The sequence below is a fragment of the Vibrio sp. 10N.222.52.B7 genome (genome assembly GCF_041474275.1).
Taxonomy (GTDB): domain Bacteria; phylum Pseudomonadota; class Gammaproteobacteria; order Enterobacterales; family Vibrionaceae; genus Vibrio; species Vibrio crassostreae_C.
In genome coordinates, this window is the sequence record NZ_JBFRTU010000137.1 from 16216 (window position 1) to 33841 (window position 17626).

16 protein-coding genes and 2 tRNA genes are annotated in these 17626 nt (G+C 45.8%); 2 read left to right on the forward strand and 16 right to left on the reverse strand.

Annotated features, from left to right (window positions below; translation table 11 throughout):
- Nucleotides 1-268 precede the first annotated feature (268 nt).
- From rplS to ffh, 5 genes are all read right to left on the reverse strand, one after another.
- The gene (rplS, locus tag AB4512_RS21540) at nucleotides 269-622 is read right to left on the reverse strand and encodes a 50S ribosomal protein L19 (protein WP_004735514.1); all 354 of its coding nucleotides are present in this window, start codon (nucleotides 620-622) and stop codon (nucleotides 269-271) included.
- Between the two features lie 59 nt (nucleotides 623-681).
- Nucleotides 682-1422, reverse strand: coding sequence for a tRNA (guanosine(37)-N1)-methyltransferase TrmD (gene trmD / locus AB4512_RS21545; protein WP_019826347.1), 741 nt, complete (start codon nucleotides 1420-1422; stop codon nucleotides 682-684).
- 26 nt (nucleotides 1423-1448) lie between these two features.
- Nucleotides 1449-2003, reverse strand: a complete 555-nt coding sequence (gene rimM, locus AB4512_RS21550) for a ribosome maturation factor RimM (protein ID WP_017063236.1) — start codon at nucleotides 2001-2003, stop codon at nucleotides 1449-1451.
- Between the two features lie 24 nt (nucleotides 2004-2027).
- The gene (rpsP, locus tag AB4512_RS21555; protein ID WP_004410028.1) at nucleotides 2028-2276 is read right to left on the reverse strand and encodes a 30S ribosomal protein S16; all 249 of its coding nucleotides are present in this window, start codon (nucleotides 2274-2276) and stop codon (nucleotides 2028-2030) included.
- A gap of 212 nt (nucleotides 2277-2488) precedes the next feature.
- Entirely contained in the window at nucleotides 2489-3883 is a 1395-nt protein-coding gene (gene ffh / locus AB4512_RS21560; protein WP_010435884.1) for a signal recognition particle protein, read from the reverse strand.
- Between the two features lie 200 nt (nucleotides 3884-4083).
- On the opposite strand from ffh, the gene AB4512_RS21565 reads away from it, so the two are divergent.
- A complete protein-coding gene (locus AB4512_RS21565) occupies nucleotides 4084-4878 on the forward strand; it encodes an inner membrane protein YpjD (protein ID WP_019825854.1) in 795 nt (264 codons plus the stop codon).
- Between the two features lie 127 nt (nucleotides 4879-5005).
- Complete coding sequence (locus AB4512_RS21570; RefSeq protein ID WP_017068872.1) at nucleotides 5006-6277, forward strand: HlyC/CorC family transporter; 1272 nt, start codon at nucleotides 5006-5008, stop codon at nucleotides 6275-6277.
- A 115-nt stretch (nucleotides 6278-6392) separates the two neighbouring features.
- Here the strand turns inward: AB4512_RS21570 and luxS are convergent, their stop codons facing one another.
- The 11 genes from luxS to AB4512_RS21625 all read right to left on the reverse strand — a co-directional run bounded on the left by luxS (nucleotide 6393) and on the right by AB4512_RS21625 (nucleotide 17541).
- A complete protein-coding gene (luxS, locus tag AB4512_RS21575) occupies nucleotides 6393-6911 on the reverse strand; it encodes an S-ribosylhomocysteine lyase (RefSeq protein WP_017056597.1) in 519 nt (172 codons plus the stop codon).
- A gap of 24 nt (nucleotides 6912-6935) precedes the next feature.
- Nucleotides 6936-7586, reverse strand: coding sequence for a hypothetical protein (locus AB4512_RS21580; protein WP_017629422.1), 651 nt, complete (start codon nucleotides 7584-7586; stop codon nucleotides 6936-6938).
- Between the two features lie 10 nt (nucleotides 7587-7596).
- Nucleotides 7597-9165 (reverse strand): glutamate--cysteine ligase, encoded by a 1569-nt coding sequence (gene gshA, locus AB4512_RS21585; protein WP_102331920.1) that lies wholly within the window; start codon nucleotides 9163-9165, stop codon nucleotides 7597-7599.
- Between the two features lie 99 nt (nucleotides 9166-9264).
- Nucleotides 9265-12123: a M16 family metallopeptidase gene (locus tag AB4512_RS21590; RefSeq protein WP_372128069.1), complete on the reverse strand. Its 2859-nt coding sequence runs from the start codon at nucleotides 12121-12123 to the stop codon at nucleotides 9265-9267.
- A 9-nt stretch (nucleotides 12124-12132) separates the two neighbouring features.
- Complete coding sequence (locus AB4512_RS21595; RefSeq protein ID WP_017059555.1) at nucleotides 12133-12594, reverse strand: YqaA family protein; 462 nt, start codon at nucleotides 12592-12594, stop codon at nucleotides 12133-12135.
- 6 nt (nucleotides 12595-12600) lie between these two features.
- Nucleotides 12601-13554, reverse strand: a complete 954-nt coding sequence (locus tag AB4512_RS21600; RefSeq protein ID WP_102319878.1) for an NADP-dependent oxidoreductase — start codon at nucleotides 13552-13554, stop codon at nucleotides 12601-12603.
- A gap of 172 nt (nucleotides 13555-13726) precedes the next feature.
- The gene (locus tag AB4512_RS21605) at nucleotides 13727-14857 is read right to left on the reverse strand and encodes a sodium ion-translocating decarboxylase subunit beta (protein WP_019825842.1); all 1131 of its coding nucleotides are present in this window, start codon (nucleotides 14855-14857) and stop codon (nucleotides 13727-13729) included.
- Between the two features lie 9 nt (nucleotides 14858-14866).
- Nucleotides 14867-16642 (reverse strand): sodium-extruding oxaloacetate decarboxylase subunit alpha, encoded by a 1776-nt coding sequence (gene oadA / locus AB4512_RS21610; protein ID WP_017059560.1) that lies wholly within the window; start codon nucleotides 16640-16642, stop codon nucleotides 14867-14869.
- Nucleotides 16643-16673: 31 nt separating this feature from the next.
- The gene (locus AB4512_RS21615; RefSeq protein WP_004741884.1) at nucleotides 16674-16931 is read right to left on the reverse strand and encodes an oxaloacetate decarboxylase subunit gamma; all 258 of its coding nucleotides are present in this window, start codon (nucleotides 16929-16931) and stop codon (nucleotides 16674-16676) included.
- Nucleotides 16932-17306: 375 nt separating this feature from the next.
- Nucleotides 17307-17383, reverse strand: a tRNA-Arg gene (locus AB4512_RS21620).
- Between the two features lie 81 nt (nucleotides 17384-17464).
- Nucleotides 17465-17541: transfer RNA gene (locus tag AB4512_RS21625), tRNA-Arg, on the reverse strand.
- Nucleotides 17542-17626: the final 85 nt, after the last annotated feature.

Consider the following 17626-nt stretch of genomic DNA (forward strand, 5'->3'; position numbering starts at 1 on the left):
GAGTAGCGAGTAGCGAGTAAATTTTGAAGGGTTGGCGTTTAACGTCAATCCTTTTTTATTGCCTATAACACGGCGCTAGTAGAGATTCCCTACTCCTTCCTTCGTCAGTCTAGGGAATGACGGTTAAATATGAGTTTCGGTTTGTTCCGTCATCCTCCAGAGCGAGGAATGAGCTAATTGGGGATCTCTTACCTGCGAAACTCCAAATAACAGACACAAAAAAGCGGAGCCAAATGGCTCCGCTTTTATCGATAGAATGCAAAAAGAATTACTTCTTAGTAAGCTTCTCTTTAATACGAGCTGACTTACCAGAACGCTCACGTAGGTAGTACAACTTGGCACGACGTACTGCACCACGGCGTTTAACTTCGATGCTATCAACCATTGGAGAGTGAGTTTGGAACGCACGCTCTACGCCTTCACCGTTCGAGATCTTACGAACTGTGAATGCAGAGTGTAGACCACGGTTACGAATAGCGATTACAACGCCTTCGAAAGCCTGTAGACGCTCACGGTCACCTTCTTTTACCTTAACCTGAACTACAACAGTGTCACCTGGTGCGAATTTAGGAAGGTCTGATTTTAGTTGCTCTTCTTCAAGAGCCTTGATGATGTTGCTCATTTGTATAAATTCCTAGAATAAACTGATACTAAATTTAATAGGTTACTGCTTGCTTTTCGTTAAGAGCGTTGCTCTTTAATGAATTCAGCCAGTAATTGTTCCTGTTCGTCAGTCAGAGCTAGGTTTTCCAGGAGTTCTGGTCTTCTTAGCCAAGTTCGGCCCAACGATTGTTTCAATCGCCAGCGACGAATGTCCTTATGGTTTCCAGACTTGAGTACCGATGGTACATCTTTATCGTCTAGCACCTCAGGGCGCGTATAATGGGGACAATCTAGCAAACCATTTGCAAAAGAATCTTCTTCTGCTGAAGCGAAATCTCCAAGTACACCCGGAACAAACCGAGATACTGAATCAATCAGCGTCATGGCTGGCAGTTCGCCACCCGTCATCACAAAATCTCCAATCGACCATTCTTCGTCAACTTCAGATTGAATGATGCGCTCATCTACCCCTTCGTAGCGACCACAAATAAGAAGTAAATTCTCGTTTGTTGCCAGCTCTTCAACACCTTTCTGGTCGAGTTTACGACCTTGAGGTGAAAGATAGATGACTTTCGTCTTTCCCGGTGCTGCTTGCTTGGCAGTTTTGATAGCGTCGCGCAAAGGCTGAACCATCATTAACATGCCAGGACCACCACCGTAAGGTCTGTCATCAACAGTGCGATGTTTATCATGAGTGAAATCACGAGGATTCCATGTCTCAATAGATAAAAGACCTTTTTTAACCGCTTGACCTGTTACTCCAAAATCAGTAACAGAACGGAACATTTCAGGAAAAAGGCTAATAATGCCAACCCACATGTGTTCTCTCGCTCTGTAATTTGGAGTTAGAATCCAGGATCCCAGTCAACTTCGATCCGGCGAGCTTCGCGATCAACTTTCTTGATCACTTGCTCTTCAAGGTACGGTACTAACCGTTCCTTTTGGCCAAAAGCATCTTTAAGATTTGCTTTGATTACTAGAACATCGTTCGAGCCAGTTTCTAATAGGTCAGTGACCTCACCAAGGTCGTAACCTTTAGTGGTAAAAACTTGCATACCGAACAATTCGCGCCAGTAGAATTCATCTTCTGACAATTCAGGTAACGAAGCAGGGTCAATAGCAATTTCAAAGTTAGTCATCAGTTGCGCGTCTTCACGAACATCTAATCCCGCTAGCTTACATACATAACCTTGGCCATGACGTTTCCAGCTCTCAACTTTGTACTCAACCCACTTACCCTTTAGGTTTAAATACCAAGGGCTGTAATCAAATATGCTTTCAGCATTGTCTGTGTAGGAGAACACTTTAAGCCAGCCACGAATACCATAGGTAGACCCAAGTTTACCCATGACAATTCTATTGTTTTGCTCGCTCATAGTTTCTTTACCCTTCATCGACATAAGCTATTTCTCTTTAAAAAAGAATTAAGCCGCTTTTTGAGCGTCTTTAACTAGCTTAGCTACACGATCAGATAGAGATGCGCCTTGACCAACCCAGTGGTTAACACGATCTAGGTCTAGACGTAGACCTTCTTCTTGACCTTGAGCAGTAGGGTTAAAGAAACCTACTTTCTCGATGAAACGGCCAGTTGCAGCGTTACGGCTATCCGCAACTACGATTTGATAAAATGGGCGCTTCTTTGCACCGTGACGTGCCAAACGAATGGTTACCATGTCGTCCTCTTTGCTTTCTTAATAAAATAATTAACCCCAAGTATAAGTAAATAGCTTGGGGTCTCGTGCCAAATTAAAGCCCCGGAATTTTACTCTTATTCCGGTGCAATGCAAGGGCTTTAGCTATTTTTTCACCAACATAGCTGCCGTACACTTTCTGTGACACGGCTAACACTATGAAAAGTAACGTAGCTAAAGCTTACATTTGTAGATTATCGACCAAACGGGTTAAAGCCACCACCCATTCCGCCCATACCTCCACCGCCGCCCATCATGCCTTGCATGTTGCGCATCATGCCTTTCATGCCACCTTTCTGCATCTTCTTCATCATCTTCTGCATTTGGGTGAACTGCTTAAGCATACGGTTTACATCTTGTACCTGTGTACCAGAACCAGCGGCAATACGCTTTTTGCGTGAGCCTTTGATTAAGTCAGGGCGTTGACGCTCTTTCATGGTCATAGAGTTGATGATCGCTTCCATCTGCTTGAACATCTTGTCATCAACTTTATCTTTAACGTTATCTGGTAGCTGAGACATGCCTGGAAGCTTATCCATCATGCCCATCATGCCGCCCATGTTTTGCATCTGACCTAGCTGTTCACGGAAGTCTTCAAGGTCAAAGCCTTTCTTCTCTTTGAACTTCTTAGCCAGTTTCTCTGCTTTCTCGGTATCAACGTTTTTCTGTAGGTCTTCAATAAGAGACAGTACGTCGCCCATACCTAAGATACGAGAAGCAACACGATCTGGGTGGAACGGTTCTAGTGCGTCAGTCTTTTCACCAACACCCAAGAATTTAATCGGCTTGCCTGTGATATGACGAACAGACAGAGCAGCACCACCACGCGCATCACCATCAACTTTCGTCAAGATAACACCGGTTAGTGGTAACGCATCACCAAAGGCTTTTGCAGTGTTCGCAGCATCTTGACCTGTCATTGCATCAACAACGAACAGTGTCTCTACTGGTTTAATTGCAGTATGAAGCTCTTTGATCTCGCCCATCATCTCTTCATCGATAGCCAAACGACCCGCAGTATCGACAAGTAGCACGTCGTAGAATTTCTTCTTCGCGTGGTCGATTGCAGCGTTTGCAATATCAAGAGGCTTTTGATCAGCTGAAGATGGGAAGAAGTCTACGCCAACATCGCTTGCTAACGTTTCAAGCTGTTTGATCGCCGCTGGACGGTAAACGTCGGCAGACACAACCAAGACTTTCTTCTTGTCACGCTCAGTTAGAAGCTTAGATAGCTTACCTACCGATGTGGTTTTACCCGCACCTTGTAGACCCGCCATTAAGATAACGGCTGGCGGCTGCGCTGCTAGGTTAAGAGCCTCGTTAGACTCACCCATCACCGCTTCAAGTTCAGCTTGAACGATCTTAATGAATTCTTGACCAGGCGTTAGAGATTTAGAAACCTCAACACCCACAGCGCCTTCTTTTACGCGCTTAACAAAATCGCGGACAACGGGCAGTGCAACGTCGGCTTCAAGTAGCGCCATACGTACTTCACGCAGCGTCTCTTTAATATTGTCTTCGGTCAGACGACCTTTACCGCTGATGTTCTTCAGCGTTTTGGATAGACGATCCGTTAAATTATCAAACATAGTTTTCTCTTCGCTCAAAACTGCGACTATTACTGTGAGTATACATTAGCGCGGATTAGAGTCATACCCGTTGTAGAGCGTTAATCATCCGTGCTTGTGATGTGAGACATTATTCACTTGGAATTGAATGAGGTTCGCCATAGCCCCAAAGAGCGATGCGAGGTATAATTCGCCAATTAGTAATCATTAAAATGGATACCATGGACAGTCTTATTGCGATCGCAGCAGCCTTTCTTTATACAATGGCGATTTCCACGATCATTCCAGGTCTCGTGCACCAAACAGGAATCCGTGTAAAAACGGTGTTTATCAGCGCATTACTTGCTCTAGCTTTCCATGCTTGGTTGCTTGGCGATTTGATTTTTAATGCCAGTGGCCAAAACCTCAGTATCTTGAACGTTGCTTCATTAATCAGTTTAATCATATCTGTGGTAATGAGCGGTGCAATGCTCAAAACCCGCTTGTGGTTCATCTTGCCTGTTGTTTATAGTTTCGCAGCGCTTAACCTCATGGCGGCAACGTTTCTTCCAAGTACCTTCATCAAACATCTAGAGAATGACCCGAAACTGCTCGTACACATCTCTTTGGCCTTGTTCTCATACGCGACGCTGACTATCGGTGCGTTATACGCCTTGCAACTCGCGTGGCTTGATCACAAGCTTAAAAAGAAAAAAGCCTTAGTGATTAACCCTAACCTACCTCCTTTAATGATGGTAGAGAGACAGCTTTTCAAGATCATTCTGATTGGTAATGGTTTATTAACGGGTACTTTGCTGACTGGCCTTATCTTCGTACAAGATATGTTTGCTCAAGGAAAGGCGCACAAAGCGGTATTGTCTTTTATCGCTTGGGTTATCTACTCCATCCTTTTATGGGGTCACTACCAAAAAGGTTGGCGTGGACAGAAAGTCACTTGGTTCGCACTTGCCGGCGCCAGCATGCTCACATTGGCCTACTTCGGTAGCCGCTTCGTTCAGGAAATCATCCTGAACTAGTCTGTAAAATAAAGGCAAGGTCTCACACACCTTGCCTTTAAAATATTGAGTCCGTTAGATTCAATTGACATCTCGACCATGTTCGGTCATAAATTAATCAAGATACACAAATAGGAAAAGAATAGTTTTGGACGACATATCAACGGGTATCTTATTTGCGCTACTCGCGTGTCTCATTGTAATTTCTGGTTATTTCTCTGGTTCCGAAACGGGCATGATGTCCTTGAACCGCTACCGTTTAAAGCACTTGGCCAATACGGGTCATAAAGGTGCCAAACGCGTAGAAAAACTTCTGAACCGCCCAGACAGATTGATTGGCCTCATTCTCATCGGCAACAATCTCGTCAACATTCTTGCATCTGCGATCGCTACTATTCTTGGTATGCGCATCTACGGGGATATCGGTGTGGCTATCGCTACTGGTACCCTGACTCTCGTGATCCTCGTATTCGCCGAGGTAACCCCAAAGACTATCGCTTCTCTATTTCCTGAACGTGTCTCTTACGCCAGTAGCATCCTTTTGATGGTGCTGATGAAGGTACTGTCACCGTTGGTGATTTTAGTTAACTTCATTACCAATGGCTTCATTCGTATCTTAGGTGTCAAAGCCAGCCATGATGCAACCGACCACTTGAGCTCCGAAGAGCTTAGAACCGTGGTAAATGAAGCCGGTAGCTTAATCCCTCAACGTCACCAAGATATGTTGGTGTCTATTCTGGATTTAGAGCACGTCACCGTGAACGACATCATGGTGCCGCGTAATGAGATTACTGGTATCGACATCAATGACGACTGGAAATCGATCGTTCGTCAACTTACCCACTCGCCTCATGGTCGCGTAGTGCTGTACCGTGACCAAATAGATGAAGTGGTCGGCATGCTTAGGCTGCGTGAAGCTTACCGTCTGATGCTTGAAAAGAACGAATTCAATAAAGAAACCCTGTTGCGTGCCGCGGATGAGATCTACTTTATTCCTGAAGCGACACCACTCAATATTCAACTGCTTAAGTTTCAACGCAATAAGCAGCGCATCGGTTTGATTGTTGATGAGTATGGCGACATCAATGGTTTGGTTACATTAGAAGATATTCTAGAAGAGATCGTAGGTGAGTTTACCACCTCAATCACCCCAAGCTTATCTGAAGAGATTACTCCGCAAAGCGATGGCAGCTTCTTGATTGAAGGCAGTGCCAATATCCGAGATATCAACAAAGGCTTACAGTGGGCACTGCCTACCGATGGCCCAAGAACGCTGAATGGTTTGATACTGGAACATCTTGAAGATATTCCTGAGAGTCACCTGAGTGTTCAGGTTGCCAGCCACCCAATGGAAATTGTTGAGCTTGAAGAGAACCGCATCAAACTGGTTCGCGTGTTCCCACAGATCGTGAACGGCTAACTGAGTTATCACTGAATCTCTGTCTCGCCCTAAAATACGTTGACGAAAAAGGCCCGGTTCATTGAACCGGGCCTTTTAGTATCTAACTCGCCCTATCTAGGGTAGCTATCAATGACTAGTCGATCTTAAGCTCTTGCAGCATAGACTCTGGCAGTGCCAGTTCATCATTCTTGTTTACAGAGATGCCTGCAGCGATGATCGCATTCGCGATCTCTTTCGCTTCATCCAAAGAGTGCATTGCCGCGGTACCACATTGGTATTCGTTCAGCTCAGGGATCTTATTCTGGTTCTCAACTTTCAGTACGTCTTGCATCGCTGCCAACCAACCGTCAGCCACTTGTTGTTCTGTAGGCGTACCAATCAGGCTCATGTAGAAACCAGTGCGACAGCCCATCGGTGAGATATCGATGATCTCTACATCTGAACCGTTCAATTGATTACGCATGAAACCAGCATATAGGTGCTCTAGAGTATGGATACCTTTCTCAGATAGGATGTCTTTGTTTGGCGCAGTAAAACGCAGGTCAAACACAGTGATGGTATCCCCTTTTGGGGTTTGCATTGTTTTAGCAACACGAACGGCAGGTGCGTTCATGCGTGTGTGATCAACAGTGAAACTATCTAATAAAGGCATTGCTCTTCTCCATGACGGCTGGCTTTAGAAAAACCAGCTTCGATTGTCTTCTAGTTCTTTGCGGCACTGTTTCAGCTGCCATCCATAATCTTTTGCTTGCTGTTCGACTTTGCGCGCCACCTTAATTAGCGATGGCTTGCTGTTGTATGACTTACGCTTATAACCACCACGGCCTTCATGATAAGCCAGGTATTGGTTATATGGGTCCCATAGTGAGATGCCCAATTGACGACGCGTCTCGCTGGTATACCAACCGATGAACATCAATGCATCATCAAAGTTGGTTCTTGAACCACCGTTATTGGTCGCCTTTTGGAAGTCTTCCCAAGCAGGATCTTGAGCTTGTGCATAACCGTAGGCACTGCTTACACGCCCCCACGGTATAAAGCCAAGAATGTAATCTTTAGGTGGGCGCGCATCATGACGATAGCTACTCTCTTGTTTCACAAAAGCCATCGCAACGTTAATCGGCGTTCCCCATTCTTCTTGCATATCCAAGGCATCTTCATACCATGAAGGGTGCTCTCGAAAGATGCTACACAAATTATCTTGCTGCTTTGGCGGTGGCGTTGCACATCCAACCAACAGGCTAGAGACAACACCAACAGTCACTACAGGTAACCATTTACTACTCACTCGAGTAGGCTGACCTAATAAGGCTTGCTTCCTTTCCACCAAAGTCTCGCTATGCTTTTAAATACGAAAAATAATCCGCTAAGAAGCTATCAAAATCTTGAGTGCTTGCTTCTTCACTTTGTTGCTGAGCAATCACAGAACGTTGAACTTCTGCTTCCATCAACTCAGCTGAATATACTTTGTATTGGTGCGCTTTGTGTTGCTGAGCGTACGTTTTACCTAACGCGCAACCCACTTTACCTAAGCCGCCCAATTTTTTGGTCTCTTCTAGCAACTGGCCAGAAATAGTTAGCTCAGGGTTATCAATCCAAGCCTCAAGCGTATCGCATGTTTCTTGGTATGCACGACCACCTTGTTCAGCGTCCATCATCTCGGCAATAGAGCGCAGATCTTTGAAGACACGCTTCGCCCAATCTTGCAGAGACAATCGCTCACCATGACAACCGATTTGCAGCTCTAGACCAACCTGACGACCTTGTAGGATCACCTTGTTCCAGTTATCGCGCCAGCATTCAAGCTCGCAGTTATCCATCTCAGCAGAGTCCGTTAGCACACTCCACGTTAGGAATAAGTCTAGGAAGCGAACCTGCTGCTCATTGATACCAATTGAGCTGAATGGGTTTACATCTAAAGAACGAACCTCAATGTACTCAACACCACCGCGTGCCAATGCTTCAGATGGTTTCTCACCACTCTTCGCGACACGCTTAGGGCGGATTGGAGCGTAAAGCTCATTTTCAATTTGCAGTACGTTGCTATTCAACTGACGGTATTCACCATCAACCTTAGTGCCAATCTCGGCAAATTCTTCTGATGGTGTGCGAATCGCTTGATTCAAACCTTCAAGGTATTGGTCTAGGCTGTTGAAACCAATCTTCAACACACTTTGCGCACTGTTCGTGTAGCCAAGGTCGCTCAGGCGCAGCGCCGTTGCTTTTGGCAGATACAATGTCTCACCAACCTTTTCAAAAGGTAGGTTTGTTTCTCTTCCTTTGATGAAAGAAGAACATAGCGCAGGTGAAGCACCGAAGAAGTATGGGATTAACCAACCAAAGCGGTAGTAGTTACGAATCAAACCAAAGTAAGCATCTGACTTAGATTCACAACGCGCTTCTTCAGTTTGCTCTCCAAACAGGCTATCCCAAAAGCTTTCTGGGAAAGAGAAGTTGAAGTGAACACCAGAGATAATCTGCATCAGGCTACCGTAACGACGTTTTAGGCCTTCACGATATAGGGTCTTCATCTTACCGTTATTCGAGGTGCCGTATTGCGCTAGCTGAATGTAATCTTCACTGCCAACGTAACAAGGCATAGAAAGCGGCCATAGTTTTTCGCCGTCTAACTTGGTTTGCGTGAAGTGGTGGATATCAGACAACTGATTCAAAAGCGTCGGAACGTCGTTAGAAACAGGCGTGATAAATTCCAGTAGCGACTCAGAGAAATCGGTCGTTACCCATTCGTTCATCAACGCAGATCCCAAAGCCTCAGGGTGCGGCCCAGTAGCAAGGTGCCCATCTTCCGTGTAGCGTAATGTTTCCCTTTCAACACCACGACCAAATTGAGAGAAGGTCTTAGGGTTGGTTGCAACTTGCTTTAGTCGCGCAGCAAAATCAGTCAAAATTCAGTTCACTTATCTTATATTGTTCTGATTAGAACTATCATAAATTAGGTTGGAGGAGAAAAGTAGAGTCTCTTCCCTCCCCCTTTAATGTGTACTCTAACGAATGATTTCAAGCTCTTCTATTGGAATATCTAACTTTTCTAATTGCGGGCGAAGCGAAGTCGCGTCACCAACAACGATTATTTGATAATCATTCGGGTCAAACCATTTCTTAGATAGCTCGTTTAAGGTCTCTTTTGAAACCGTTTCAACTATCTGATTACGCTGTTGTAGGTAATCTTCATCAAGGCTCAATGCAACAATATTACTCAACAACCCCGCCTTTTGACTTGGCGTTTCGTATTTAAGTGCATCTTGTTGACCGACGGCAAGGCGCATAAATTTCACCTCTTCGTCAGTTAATCCACTTTGGCTAAACTCATTCAGCTCATTAATAAACTCTTGAATCGATGGAACCGTCGCATTCGCCCTTACCTGCGCGCTAAATACCACTGCGCCAGTTTCACGAGTACTTGCGAAGTAACCGCTTGCACCGTAAGTGTAGGCTTTGTCTTCACGTAGGTTCTGGTTGATACGGCTATTGAAGTTGCCCGCTAAGTTAAAGTTAGCTAACTGGCTCAAATACAATTCGCCCGTCGCATCAAACGGCAGGCCCTTACGAACCAAGCGAACAATGCTTTGCGGCGCACCCGGTTTATCAACTAAGTACAGGTGCTGACCAGAAAGCTCTTTAACGATCTGTGGACGCGTTAATGGTGCCGAATCGCCTTGCCACTCTTCAAAGAATTGTAGCTGTTTCCCTACCTCTTTCTTCGAGATGTCTCCCACCACAACAATATTGGCACCTTCTGGTGTGTAATGTTGCGCATAGAATTTTTTCACATCGTCTAAGGTCAATTTCGATAGAGATTCCTTAGTACCATCACTTGCACGAGCAAAAACAGTGTCACCAAACAGCACTTCACGGGTTGCTTGAGAAGCCATCCAGCTTGGCTGCTGATGCTGATACACAACGCCTTCTAGCATCTGTTTCTTAACGCGCTCAAAATCTTGCTCATCGAACTTAGGATCGAATAGAACCTCTTGCACAATCGCTAAGGTTTGAGGCAAGTTTTTCTCTAGCGTCGAGACTGAAATATCTGTGGTGTAGCTGCCCGCACTAATGCTCACGCTGCTACCAAGTTTATCTAAGGTCGCTTGTAACTCTTCAACGGTTCGTTTAGTTGAGCCTTCTTCCATCATCGAAGCCGTTAGGTTCGCTAGGCCTTCTTGCCCTTTGCGAACATAGCGTTCGCCTGCAGGCAATTGAATTTGCAGCTGTACTGTCGGAGTTTCACTGGTCACGGTACCAATTAAGTCAGTGCCATTTGCAAAGTGCATGCGGTACAACTCAGGCATGGTCGCCTCAACACCAAAGTTCACTTCTGGCATCACACTGCGATCAAAGGTATCCGGTGCCTTTCTGAAATCCAGTTGATCTTCCGTCACCTTGCTGTATTCCGGCAACGTACGTGGTGGCGTGGTAAAGGTCGCTTCACGAACCGCCAAATCGAGCTTTTTCTTAGGAACCACACTCAAGGTAACCTTGTGCTTACCTTCGATGAAATTTTGGTATGCCTTGCTCACGCTCTCAGGCGTCACCGCTCGGATTTGATCGAGTTGTGATTCAATGCGATCAGGCTGACCATAGAAGGTTTGGTTCGACGCGAGTTGCGACACCTTACCTTTAACGCTTTGCAATGCAAAAACAGCATTCGCTTCGGCCATGCCAGTGATCTGGTCTAAACGCTCTTGCTCAACGCCCTCTTTCGAGAATTGCTCCAGGGTATCCATCAGCTCTTTATTGAGAACCGTCAAATCGCCTTTTTCACCTGAGTTGCCCATTGCATACACGTACATGGTACACGCCAACTCAGCACAATCATGGAAAGAGCCAGCGCTGACGGCCTTCTGCGTTTTTACGAGGTTTTGATATAGGTAACTGTTGGTACCTGAACCTAACACGTTAGACAATGCATTCAGTGAAGCTTGCGTCTCTTCACCGCGATACGTTGTTGGCCACCCCACCAGCACCATCGGCTGACGAATATTGTCTTCTAAGGTGATGTATTTATCTTCTGTTAGAACAGCAGGTTGCTTCTCTGCCGCCTTCACTTCAGGGCCTTGAGGAATTGAACCAAAGTACTTGTTAACCCATTCTAGCGTGTCATCAACGTCGATATCACCACCAATCGTTAACACGGCATTGTTTGGGCCGTACCAACGCAGGAAGAACGCTTTAAGATCATTCACGTCAACACGATCAAGATCTTCAACATAGCCGATTGGTTGCCAAGAGTAAGGGTGACCTTCTGGGTATAGCGCTTCGCCCATGCGTTCCCACATTAAGCCGTAAGGACGATTTTCGTAGCTCTGCGCTCGCTCGTTCTTGACCGTGCCTCTTTGAACCTCAAATTTCTTCTGAGAAACAGCATCCAACAAGAAGCCCATTCGGTCTGATTCTAACCACAACATTTTCTCAAGTTGGTTAGAAGGAACAGTTTCAAAATAGTTGGTGCGGTCACGGTTGGTCGTGCCGTTTAACGAGCCACCCGCTTCGGTAATGATCTTAAAGTGCTGTTGGTCACCAACGTTCTCTGAACCCTGGAACATCATGTGCTCAAAGAAGTGAGCAAATCCCGACTTGCCTATCTCTTCACGTGCTGAACCGACGTGATAAGTTACATCAACATGCACCAACGGATCGGAATCATCAGGGGAAAGAATAACTGTCAGACCGTTTTCAAGCTGATACTTGGTGTAAGGAATCACTACTTTATCTTTAGAGGGCTTAACCTCTTCTAACAGAGTGACACCTTCAGGTAACGAGGAAAAGAAGGGCGTTGAGCTAGGTACATTGTAAGAACAGCCAGCAATGGCGATAAGAGAAAATGTACCAAGTAAAACCTTTTTCATAGGTTCTCCTTAGAAAAAACCGAAGTAGATAGCAGCAAGTAAGCTATAGCGAGCGGCTTTGCCAATCGCTATCAAAATAACGCTAGGGATGAATTTCATTCTTAGCCAACCCGCAGCGAGACACAAAGGGTCACCAATGATCGGTAACCAACTAAATAACAGTGTCCAGTAGCCATAGCGACTCAGCCAAGCCATAGCCTTATGACCATGCTTTTCAGATTGAGTTCGATTAGGCAACCACAAACCAATCCAATAGTTAGTCAGGCCGCCTAAGGTATTGCCTAATGTCGCCACTAGAATGATCGATGAGGTTGAAAACTGATCTAAGCTCAATGCAGCCACAAGGCTAGCTTCTGAACCACCGGGGAGTAACGTGGCACTCAAGAAGCCACTAATGAAGAGTACCCACAGCGCCGAGTCCGAGAACCACAGCGCGATATTTTCAAAAAGGGAGTTAAAAAATTCTAACACTGCCTATCAACTTTCTTGCATTTTAAGTAGCACCTTGCCTCTGGTGTGTCCGGTTTCAACCTGCAGGTGCGCCGACTGCGCCTCGTCTAATTGGTAGATACCTTGAATTTCTGTTTTGAGTAATCCGACACTGACCATGTAAAGCATAGTGTCCATTTGCTCAGGGCTTGGTTCAACCAGCATGCCTGATGCAGTAAAACCTAATAGTGTGGCTTTTTCGCAGATAAGTTCTGCAGATAGAGTCGGCACAGTCACGACTCGCGCGTCATCTTTTAGGCACTTCAATGCATCAAGCGCGGTATCGCCGCCGACCAAGTCAATCAACACATCGACATCAGATACTCTTTCTGATGCTGGTGCAAACTTATAGTTAATCGCGTGAGCACCTAGCGTCGCAAGGTAATCAAGGTTGGCTTCGCTGCAGGTTGTGTAAACCTCTGCTTTTGCTGCCACTGCAATTTGAACCGCAAGGTGACCAACGCCGCCCGCGCCCGCCAAGATAAGCACGCGGTCGCCTTCTTTCACTTCGGCTTTGTTGAGCGCTTGTGCCGCTGTTTGACTCGCGAGTGGTAATGCAGCTGCCGCTTCTAGAGTGACAGAATCAGGAACCATACTTAATGCAGCTTCTGGAACACACACATATTGGCTGTAACCGCCACCTTGCAGTGGAAAACCAATAAAGCCAGCTACGTTATCACCAACAGTAAAGCGTTCAGCCTGTTCGCCTAGCGAGACAATTTGCCCTGAAATATCGTAGCCAGGTACCCAAGGTAGGTTATCTTTGTTTTGTGCTGCCGCCCAACCAAGGCCCGCTCGGGTTTTGACATCAATCGGATTAATGCCTGAAAAGGAAACTTTAACCACCACTTCTCCAGCCTTAGGCTCAGGGATCGCACTGGTTTGAATACTTAGGTTTTCGACGCCGCCGAATTGAGTAATCGCAATCTGTTTATTTTCCATTTCCACATTTCCTTGATTGATAAAAGCCCTAGTGAGCAAGCACCCTAATTAATAAAAAGAAAGGGATGCGAAAGCATCCCTTTGACTATAAACCATTTAATAAGGCTAAGTTAACCGCTCATTCGTAAATTGACGACCAATTAACGTAACGATACATGACCCAGCAAATCCACTAGCCCACGAGAGCTAATAGAATACCCGCCGCAACCGCACTACCAAGTACACCGGCTACGTTCGGGCCCATTGCATGCATCAACAAGAAGTTCTGAGGGTTTGCCTCAAGACCAACCTTGTTCACAACACGTGCCGCCATTGGAACCGCTGATACGCCAGCTGCGCCAATCAGTGGGTTGATGTCCTCTTTCGAGAATCGGTTCAACACCTTAGCCATCAATACACCACCCGCCGTACCGATACTGAACGCGACCGCACCTAAACCTAGAATACCCAATGTTTCTAAGTTCAAGAACGTATCCGCTTGAAGCTTAGAACCAACCCCTAGACCTAGGAAAATAGTTACAACGTTAATCAGTTCGTTTTGAGCTGTTTTTGAAAGGCGATCAACCACACCCGCTTCACGCATTAAGTTACCCAAACAGAACATACCAACTAGAGGTGTTGCTGAAGGTAGGAACAAAATCGTCATCAGTAGTACAGCAAGCGGGAAAAGAATCTTCTCGGCTTTGCTAACGTGACGAAGTTGAGCCATCTTAATTTTGCGCTCTTCAGGAGACGTTAACGCTTTCATGATTGGTGGCTGAATGATCGGAACCAAAGCCATGTAGCTATAAGCCGCTACTGCAATGGCACCTAAAAGATCCGGAGATAACTTACTCGCCAAGAAGATCGCAGTTGGGCCATCGGCACCACCAATGATCGCAATTGACGAAGCATCGGCCATCGAGAACTCCATTCCTGGAACGTAGTTCAGCAAGATCGCGCCAAATAGCGTCGCGAAGATACCAAACTGAGCCGCAGCCCCTAGCCACAACGTTTTAGGGTTCGCAATCAACGCACCGAAGTCCGTCATCGCACCAACACCCATAAAGATCAGCAGTGGGAAAATACCTGTCTCAATACCAATGTAGTAGACGTAGTAGAGCAAACCACCTGGATCAGTAAACCCAGCATTTGGAATGTTTGCTAATACAGCACCAAAACCAATAGGCAGTAGAAGTAACGGTTCAAATCCTTTACGAATTGCCAAAAACAACAGTAAGCAACCAACCAGCATCATACAGATCTGGCCGAACTCAAAGTTCGCAATCCCTGTTTCAGACCATAAGGTCATCAATCCTTCCATGGTACTCCCTTACGCTAAGCTTAGTAGTGGAGCGCCTACAGTAACTGCATCGCCTTCTTTAACATTCAATTCTTGAACGATACCACCACGAGCAGCACGAACTTCCGTTTCCATCTTCATCGCTTCTAGGATTAGTAGAACGTCGCCTTCAGAAACCTCAGTACCCGCCTGAACGTTTACTTTAAAGATGTTACCCGCCAATGGAGCTGGAACCGCTTCAGCGTCAGACGCTGCTACTGGTGCAGCCTGAGCAGGTTTTGCAGATGGCGCCACCGATGTCAGTTCACCTTGTGGGCCAACTTCAACATCGTAAACTTGACCATCAACCTTCACGCTGTAGCTTTCAATACCACCAGAAGCTTGTACAGGAGCTGCAGCAACTGGAGCCGCAACTTCTAGCGTTGGTGCAGGTTCAAATGCTTCAGGATTACGACGGTTCTTAAGGAACTTAAGACCCACTTGTGGGAAGAGCGCGTAAGTCAGTACATCATCAACCGTATCTTCAGCTAGAGAGATACCCTCTGATTTCGCTTTCTCTAACAGATCCGTCGTTAACGTATCCATTTCAGACTTAAGTAAATCAGCAGGACGACAAGTAATCGGCTCTGCACCGTCTAGAACTTTCGCTTGCAGTTCAGCATCCACTTCAGCAGGAGCTTGACCGTATTCACCTTTCAGTAGACCAGCAGTCTCTTTCGTGATGCTCTTATAGCGTTCGCCCGTTAAGACGTTAATAACCGCTTGAGTACCGACAATCTGAGAAGTTGGCGTTACTAAAGGAATGTAACCAAGCTCTTTACGTACGCGTGGGATCTCTTCTAGAACTTCATCCATGCGATCGGCGGCGCCTTGCTCTTTAAGCTGGCCTTCCATGTTAGTTAACATTCCGCCAGGAACTTGAGCGATTAAGATGCGAGAATCGACACCTTTTAGCTGACCTTCCCATTTCGCGTACTTTTTACGTACATCACGGAAGTAAGCCGCGATGGGTTCGATTTGGTCTAGTTTAAGATTCGTGTCGCGCTCTGTACCTTCTAACATCGCAACAACCGTTTCGGTTGGCGTATGACCGTAAGTACAGCTCATTGAAGAAATAGCGGTATCTAGAATGTCGATACCCGCTTCAACGGCTTTAACCGCTGTTGCAGTCGATAGACCAGTTGTCGCGTGGCTATGCAGTGCCAGAGGAACGTCACACGATGCTTTGATACGTGTAATCAGCTCTTCTGCTTCATACGGCTTTAATAAACCTGACATATCTTTGATACATAGTGAGTGACAACCTAGGTCCTCTAGGCGCTTAGCCAAATCAACCCAAGTATCTGAATTGTGGACCGGACTGGTTGTGTAAGACAACGTACCTTGAGCGTGGCCACCAACGTCGATCGTTGCTTTCACTGCTTTTTCAAAGTTACGCACGTCATTCATCGCATCAAAGATACGGAATACGTCCATGCCGTTTTTATGGGCACGTTCAACAAATTTTTCTACTACATCATCCGCGTAGTGACGGTAGCCCAATAGGTTTTGACCACGCAGTAGCATCTGCATTGGTGTGTTTGGCATCGCTTTTTTCAGCTCACGCAAACGCTCCCATGGATCCTCGCCAAGAAAACGGATACACGAATCAAACGTCGCGCCGCCCCAAGTCTCAAGTGACCAGTAACCGACTTTATCCAGTTCTGCCGCAATTGGCAGCATATCTTCGATACGCATACGAGTAGCAAATAGTGACTGGTGCGCGTCACGAAGTACCACATCTGTGATAGCTAGTGGTTTAGACATGCTCATAAACTCCTTTTTAATCCTTTAAATACTACTTAGCAGTAGACGCACGGTATTGATGAACCGCGGCCGAAATTGCAGCCACTACCTGTGGACTAACAGCTGAAGGGTTTGATTGTGATTTTTGAATTTTTTTAGGTGCTGCGATCGGCTCTGGTACTTCTTCTGGTACCAGTTTTGACATCAACCGAACGAGGTAAACTAGAATAGTTAGGAAAATAAAGACAACGGACATCCCCGTTATCATTAGAGTCGCCGCATCTCCTAGCAGGCTTCCAATATTAGTCATGTTGCTTCCTTTCTTCGTCATCCTGACATACGTACAGGATTTCAGCGAATAGTGATCCCGACCCATGGATTATCTCGATTGGTAAAAGTTTGTCAATTTTGTTTAAGGTTCTGTTACGGATAACGCACACATAAGGTTAATTATTCGCCTATCAGATCACATAAATCTGTCAAATACGTCATTTTTAGATATTTAAACTGTGACTTAAACGGGGCTTTTCTGGGAATTGATATGAGAAAGGTGGAATAACAAAGAAGCAATCAAGAACTACTTTAAATACAACAAGTTAAACAACGAACAAATTTAACATTGTCGCAACAAATTTGCAGCAGACATAAAAAAAGCCTCGTATAAACGAGGCTTTTTTTAATAATGTGGCGCGCTCTGGAGGATTCGAACCTCCGACCGCCTGGTTCGTAGCCAGGTACTCTATCCAGCTGAGCTAAGAGCGCACGGTTTTAATATCAATTCATTGTTACTAACAACAGATCAATATAAGGGTTTCATTCTTATAAGAAAAAAGCCCTAAATAGTGGCGCGTCCTGGAGGATTCGAACCTCCGACCGCCTGGTTCGTAGCCAGGTACTCTATCCAGCTGAGCTAAGGACGCGCAGTTTTCGATATCGGTATTCCCAATATCAGGAGTTCACAAGGAAACCCTAAAGAGTGGCGCGTCCTGGAGGATTCGAACCTCC